At 37.7% G+C, this 7,165-nt stretch carries 5 protein-coding genes and 1 pseudogene; all 6 read right to left on the reverse strand.

The genetic code is table 11. The features are described 5' to 3' along the window. Nucleotides 1–1,065: 1,065 nt before the first annotated feature. Complete coding sequence (locus MRZ08_RS02370) at nucleotides 1,066–1,617, reverse strand: DUF3793 family protein (RefSeq protein WP_297378869.1); 552 nt, start codon at nucleotides 1,615–1,617, stop codon at nucleotides 1,066–1,068. Next, a complete protein-coding gene (locus MRZ08_RS02375; RefSeq protein WP_297378871.1) occupies nucleotides 1,617–2,048 on the reverse strand; it encodes a flavodoxin in 432 nt (143 codons plus the stop codon). The genes MRZ08_RS02370 and MRZ08_RS02375 overlap by 1 nt, the downstream gene beginning before the upstream one ends. A gap of 288 nt (nucleotides 2,049–2,336) precedes the next feature. Then, nucleotides 2,337–2,507: a FeoB-associated Cys-rich membrane protein gene (locus tag MRZ08_RS02380; RefSeq protein ID WP_297378873.1), complete on the reverse strand. Its 171-nt coding sequence runs from the start codon at nucleotides 2,505–2,507 to the stop codon at nucleotides 2,337–2,339. A 454-nt stretch (nucleotides 2,508–2,961) separates the two neighbouring features. Then, nucleotides 2,962–5,115 (reverse strand): ferrous iron transport protein B, encoded by a 2,154-nt coding sequence (feoB, locus tag MRZ08_RS02385; RefSeq protein ID WP_297378874.1) that lies wholly within the window; start codon nucleotides 5,113–5,115, stop codon nucleotides 2,962–2,964. Further along, nucleotides 5,112–5,339, reverse strand: a complete 228-nt coding sequence (locus tag MRZ08_RS02390; protein WP_297378876.1) for a FeoA family protein — start codon at nucleotides 5,337–5,339, stop codon at nucleotides 5,112–5,114. The genes feoB and MRZ08_RS02390 overlap by 4 nt, the downstream gene beginning before the upstream one ends. A gap of 1,439 nt (nucleotides 5,340–6,778) precedes the next feature. Beyond that, nucleotides 6,779–7,165 (reverse strand): annotated as a pseudogene (locus MRZ08_RS02395) (hypothetical protein); the annotation flags it as partial.

A 7,165-nucleotide genomic window follows, 5' to 3' on the forward strand; every position in this document is an offset into this window, starting at 1 on the left:
TCGACGGTAGTTTTCGGATTCAGGACAAGCATAGCTTGTCCTTTATCTTATTAACTTAGAACGATAGTCATCGTTCTTTTATCCTTTGTTATTTCTTAACAAAGGATACTGCACTATTTTGCTTTGCAAAACAGTGGCCCATGACGAGGGCTCCCTCGATTAAGGTCTGCCATCAATTCACTTTCGTTCATTGTGGCCAGACCCATTAGACATAAGGGTGTATTTTTCTTACTATTGTGTTAAACACCAGTTTTCCCTTACTTCTACTTGTGTAAAAGTCTCAGGAATTGGGATATTTGCCTAGATAAGTTGTTCTTTGATATTTACATGTCGTCATAGACTGGAGACCTCTCGTAGCTAAGCTTTGTTGAAGTGGAAGGATCTAATATAAGTACTTTATGACTAATTGAATCAATTTATTCGATATAGCTATAAGTTTTTACAATATATAAAGGTTTTTATAGTTGAGTTATAAATTTTTAGAATATTGAATTTCTTGTGGTTTGAAGTACTATAATAGTAACCATGAAGTTAATCAATATGCATGGAGTTACCAAAAAAGACGAGCGTGGGGCTCGTCTTTTTTTGTGCTAGTTATCATCTTTTTTCTTGCTGAATAGCCACTTGCACAATAAGTTACCAGCTATTTGTGCTGAAACAGCAACAATGAAGTTAATCAAATCTCGCATGAACTCACCTCCTTCCATGCTAATGGAAGTGATGATAACATGTATATTATACTTCATTTTATATAGTATTTACTTTGCTACAGAATTATTGGATTCTTTTATTAATATTATTATACTAAGTAATTCTCATTCTTTTATTCTGTATGCTTGTAGTTATAGAAGTGTAATTTTTAACTGAGAGATGTCTCGACTACGCTCGACATAAGGGTTCTGGTAGGTTCGTTCATTGTGGCCAGAACCATTGATGGGAGAGTTGATGATTAAGTTTAAGGATATGCTTTGATATGTCAATGGATTTTATTAATTTTAGGCAAAGGAAAACTGCCCTAGGAGTTGGGCAGTTCTTATTCTAATATTATAGTATGTTTGTGTTTTATTATCCAACTAGTTCATGAATGTGACCTCCGTTTTTTATTAGCATCCTGCATCTCTCTTTGCTTTCATTGTAGGCTTTGAAGATTTGTCTTTTTCTTTCTGCATCGTAGTAGACTTTCCATGTTCCATTGAGGATGAAGTTTTTTCCCTTGTTTTTGATGAAGGCTTTAACATCATCTAGGGGGTAGCCTAGAAAAAGGCCTATTTCGTGGGGGAAGTCGTCGACTTTTAGTCTTATTGCTAGCCTGTTTAGGCATTTGGCAAGATTTATATCATCGTAGCCAAAGTTTCTTATGAAAGTTTTTATTTCTTCATCTTTTAGGATGCTTTCAAGTTTACTTTTTCTATAAGCTAGTACTAGGAAGCCTTTTTCCTTCTTGGCTATAAGCTTAAACTTTAGGTCGCAAGATTTGCAAGTCTTGATGGCCTCTTCCCAAGACTTTATTACGCATCTTACATAAGTAAGGTCGGTTGATCTAATCTGGAAGAGGTTGGCTGCCTTTATCCCGCATATGACCGGAGATGCATGAAAGACTAAGAGATCTTCCTGCATTAGATTTTCTCTAGAAGAGTTTTGGCGAGGTTTCTTACTGATTCGAGAGCTTCTTTATCTGGATCATCGTAGACAATTAGGCCGTCTGCTGCTAAGTTGATTCCATCATCCTTTGCTCTTTCTTGCCAGTCATACATCCATTGGCCGTCGTTCCATTCGTATGATCCGAAAAGTACTGTTGGCTTGTTGTCAAGCTTATCTTCAACTTCTTCAAACATTGGCTCAAACTCTCCGTCTTCTAGTTGTTCATTTCCCATTGCAGGGCAACCAAAGGCGAAGGCATCGAAATCTGCTATGTTATCTGCACTAAACTCTCCTGCGAAGAATAGTTCTGCTTCGCTGCCGTTTGCCTTTACTGCTTGTACGAATTCTTCTGCCATCTTTTCTGTGTTACCTGTTCCTGACCAATATACTACTGCTACTTTTGCCATAATTTTCTCCTTTTTATATTTTGTTAACGTTTTATATTTGTGTGATAATTTTCTAGCTATGATCTATCTCCAATTCGGAGAAATAAAGGAAGTGTTTTGTTTTCTCTTATATAAAGGATATCCCTTATTTCGTCCTTGTGGAGAGGTCTTGTTTTCTTTTGAAAATCTATTAGATTTTTCCTTCTTGTAAGTTACATATAATCATTAATTATGCTTTCTCATAAATTCATTTATCTTTGATATTGATAATTTTTATCATTAGTTTAGTAAAAAAATATCTCCCCCTTTCTAGGATCCACATCCGCATCCGCATGATGGGGTATTTTTGTGATTGTTACCGTGGCCTGTTGGGCAGTCTGCACAGCCTGCCTTGGCGTTTGATTTTATATATCTTTTGTATACTACAAAACTTACTGATGCAAGGATTGCTATTAATAAGACTATTGATTGGGTGTTCATATTTGCTCCTTTCTTGTTGTTAATGTTAAATCTATGAGATGTCTCCACTTCGGTCGACATAAGGGGTATTGTGTTAGATTAATATTAACTATTTCAAAATAGTTCCCTTGATCAGGCCTTGTGGAGAAGTCTCTCTTATTAGCTATATTGCTTAGATTAGTTTTTTCTTTTTTATCTACGTGTCGTCTCAGACTGGAGACCTCTCGTCGCTTCCTCGTGGAAGCTCTGTCGAGGTGGCGGACAGCTCGTCCGTCACTTTTCATCAGTTCGATACTCTCACTGTGACAATTCCATTAAAGGTGAAAATGGATGAGATGTCTCCACTTCGGTCGACATAAGGGTTAATGGTGATATTTATTAATATATAGTGAAAAATACTTCCCTTGCTCAGGCCTTATGGAGAAGCCTCTAATTTGCTCTTTTGGCTTTTTTGTTTTGCCAAAAGAGCATTTTTCTATCTAGCTACGGATTTTTCGTAGTTTAGATTTTTCTTTTCTGCGTAAGGCTTTCTTACTATTAGGTAGATTAGGAGGATTAGTCCTATAAATCCTATGATTGTGCCTACATTAAATATTCCGTAAACTATTAAGTTTGCGATGTTGTAGAATATTAGGCTTACTAGGTAGGCAAAGCCCATTTGGTAGGCTATGGTTAAGGCTGTCCATTTGTTATCTGCCATTTCTGTCTTGATAGCTCCTACTGCTGCAAAGCATGGCATGCAGAGCATGTTGAATAGTAGGAAGGAATAGCCTGCGACTGGACTTGCTAGAGCTTGGTTGAAGGCTGTAAGAAGAGCTGTTGATTCTTCTGTTACTTCAGATCCTAAACCTAGGACAACTCCCATTGTTGCTACTATGTTTTCTTTGGCGACAAAGCCTGTGATTGTAGCAACAGTTGCTTGCCATGTGCCAAAGCCTATTGGTTTAAATATTACAGCTATCAGTGATCCGATTCTTGCAAGGATTGATGTTGATGTATCTTCTTCTACTAGGTTTAGGCTGAAGTCGAAGTTTGACAAGAGCCATATTACTATTGTAGATAGGAAGATGATTGTTCCTGCCTTTTTGGCGTAGGATTTGGATTTGTTGAAGACATCTGTCGCAACTGATTTAATCCTTGGTGCGTGATATGGAGGTAGTTCCATGATAAATGGCGAAGGATCATCTTGCAATTCCTTAAACTTCTTTAGGATAATTCCAGAAACTATGATGCTTAGTATTCCAATCATGTAGAAGGAGAAGGAAACGAGGGCTTGGTGTTCTGGGAAAAATGCTCCTACTATTAGAGCAATTACCGGAAGTTTAGCCGAACATGGCATAAAGGATACGGTCATTATTGTGATTTTCCTATCCCTATCGGACTCTATTGTCCTTGAGGCTTGGATGCCTGGTACGGCACATCCTGTCGCAACCATGGCTGGGATGAAGGACTTACCTGATAGACCGAATCTCCTGAAAATTCTATCCATGATAAAGGCAACTCTTGCCATGTATCCTATGTCTTCTAGGATGCTTAGGAGGGCAAATAGTACCATCATTTGTGGCAAGAATCCAAGAACTGCTCCCACTCCTGCGAGTATTCCATCTGTTACTAGAGATACTAGGGCTGGATGGATTTCAATTCTTGTAAGGAAGTCTCCTACAAATGGGATTAGGCTTTCCTCAAAGAAGCCATTAACCGCATCTGTCCCAAGGGTACCTGGAGATTTCTCATAAACAGCCAAGAAAAATACTAAAAACATTGCTAGGGCAAAGATTGGAAGCCCCCAAATTCTGCTAGTTACGATCCTATCTATCTTGTCAGTTGCGGATAGTTTAGGCTTAGATTTTTCTAGTATTTCATAGCTTTTTTCTTCCAGGCTATCATATCTTGCGCTTGTGATGATGCCTTCTGCATTGTCATCTCTTATTTTTTCAAAGTCTCTTCTTATATTAGAAACCTCATCAAGCTCATCTCTTGATAGGGAAATGTGTTTTAGGCTTTCTTTATCATTTTCGAAAATCTTAATTGCATAATATCTTCTAAGTTCAGGGTCAAGGTCTTTGGTGTAAGTACTTTCGATCTTGTCTAGGACATCTTCGAGGTCCTTATCAAATACCAAGGTCTTTGGCTTGATATTTTCCTCGCTTGCCCTTTTGACTTCGCTTATAAGCTCATCAACTCCTATATTCTTGGATGCTGTGGTCTCGACTATAGGGCAATTAATCATCTTCGAAAGCTTGTCTATATCAATCCTGTCTCCCTTGCTTTCCACTATGTCCATCATATTTAGGGCGATGACTACAGGGATATTGAGCTCCAAGAGCTGACTTGTAAGGTAAAGATTTCTCACAAGATTTGAAGCGTCTACTAGGTTGATGATAAGGTCTGGTCTATCATTTACCAAATATTTCCTGCTTACGACTTCCTCCATGGTGTATGGAGAAAGGGAGTAAATTCCAGGGAGGTCTTCGATAATGATATCGTCATCTCCCTTAAGCTTTCCTTGTTTCTTGTCAACTGTAACTCCTGGCCAGTTGCCGACTCTTTGTTTGGAACCTGTTAGGGCGTTGAAGAGAGTGGTCTTACCAGAGTTGGGGTTTCCTGCTAGTGCAACTCTTAAAGTCATATCTCCTCCACTCTAATGTTTTTCGCGTCTTCTTTTCTGATGGTTAGCTCATAGCCTCTAAGTGAAATCTGAATTGGATCTCCTAGGGGTGCGACCTTTCTTACGAAAACTTCGGTGTTTTTCGTAATTCCCATATCCATAATTCTCCTTTTGGTTGGAGAGTCACCTATAATCTTGTCTACTCTTGCAGTAGATCCTATTTTAATTTTATCTAAAGTATTCATACTAATCTCCTCGCACAGCAATTATAATCAAGGCGATTTTTAGATATATTATAATATATCTAAAAAAGTCTGTGCTTCTTTCTAGATATAATATATCACAAAGTGAATTAATAATCAATATCAAAAGAAAATAATTTTTATTTTCAAAATCTTGGTCCTATTATTATATGGCTTGAGGGGTTGTTTTTCTATGATTTGGGGAGAAATTTGTCTTGGAAATTTGGGATTTAGCTCGGATGAGATGTCTCGACTACGCTTACATAAGGGATGTATTAAGTTAGATTGAATTCCAGAGGATAAGGTAATGTTTTGATTACTGTTATGTAAATTATAGGATGTCCCTTGCTTCGACCTTGTAGAGAAGCCTCTTAATGTATTTTCTTAGATAGATTTTTCTTTATTATTTATATGTCGGCTTAGACTGGATGATTTTGAGATGTCTCCACTGCGGTCGACATAAGGGAACTGAGTAGATTGCTGATATGTAAAACAAGAGATTCTCCCCCCCTTGCTTCGACCTTGTGGAGAAGCCTCTTGGGTTTGATATGGTTGCATAAATTAATTATTCTTTTTTTATTTACATGTCATCATACACTGTAGACCTCTCGTCGCTTCCTCGTGGAAGCTCTGTCGAGGTGGCGGACAGCCCGTCCGGCACATTTCATCAGTTCGATGCTCTCACTGTGACAATTCCATTAGAGCTGGAGTAGTATGTGATTTGATTAAATATAAGATAGATATAAAGGTAACTGTTTCCTTATGAGATCCCTCCACTGCGGTCGGGATAAGGGGCGAATTCAATATCACATTTTATGTAAATAATAACAATTCCCTTACTTCGACCGAAATGGAGAAGCCTCATTAATTATGGTTATTGCTTAGATAAATATTGCTTTAATATATAAATGTCGTATTAGACTGGAGACCTCTCACATGCATTCGAGGTGGATGGTGTGTGATTTGATTAAATATAAGATAGATATAAAGGTAACTGTTTCCTTATGAGATCCCTCCACTGCGGTCGGGATAAGGGGCGAATTCAATATCACATTTTATGTAAATAATAACAATTCCCTTGCTTCGATCGGAGTGGAGAAGACTCTTGGGCGGGATTTACTTAGATGGATTTTTCTTTTTATTTATATGTCGGCTTAGAATGGAGAACTTTCGTGAGATGTCTCGACTTCGCTTCGCTTCGCTCGACATAAGGGAATTTGTTATACTTATGGTTATATAAAACAATAGATACTCCCTTACTTCGACCTTGTGGAGAAGTCTCCTTGATTAGGATGTTTGCTTAGATTAGTTGTTCTGCAATATTTACATGTCGTCTTAGACTGGAGACCTCTCACTTGCGTTCGAGGTGGAGAAATTGACGGTTTAATTTTACAATCTTTCACTTAAAAAGGAGAAGTTTTTCTTCTCCTCTTGTTCTTTGTTTATTTGTTTACTCTCACATATCCCATTGGGTTATATAGGGCCCAGGATGTGTTTCTTAGTAGGTCTGCTCCTAAGATTATTTGGATGTCTTGATCGTTTAGGACTGGGTCTGTTTTAGTTGATGGGACTGTGATTTCATTATCGTCTATTTTGAATGAGAATTTAGATTCGTAGTTTATATCTTCTTCGTCAATTTCTAACATGTTGATAGTTTGCTTTATATCTTCGTTTTCGATTTTGATGCTCTTTCCTATATTTTCTGATATTCTTGTAAATGGAAGGGAGGTGTCAAGGGCTGCCTTGTAGGTTCTTTTGTTAAAGATTAGCTTAAATACTAGGAAGTTTTCCTTAGTTTTTGAGCTTTGCTTTTTAATGTCTGAGCTTTG

Source organism: Anaerococcus sp., from assembly GCF_022770135.1.
Lineage (GTDB): Bacteria > Bacillota > Clostridia > Tissierellales > Peptoniphilaceae > Anaerococcus.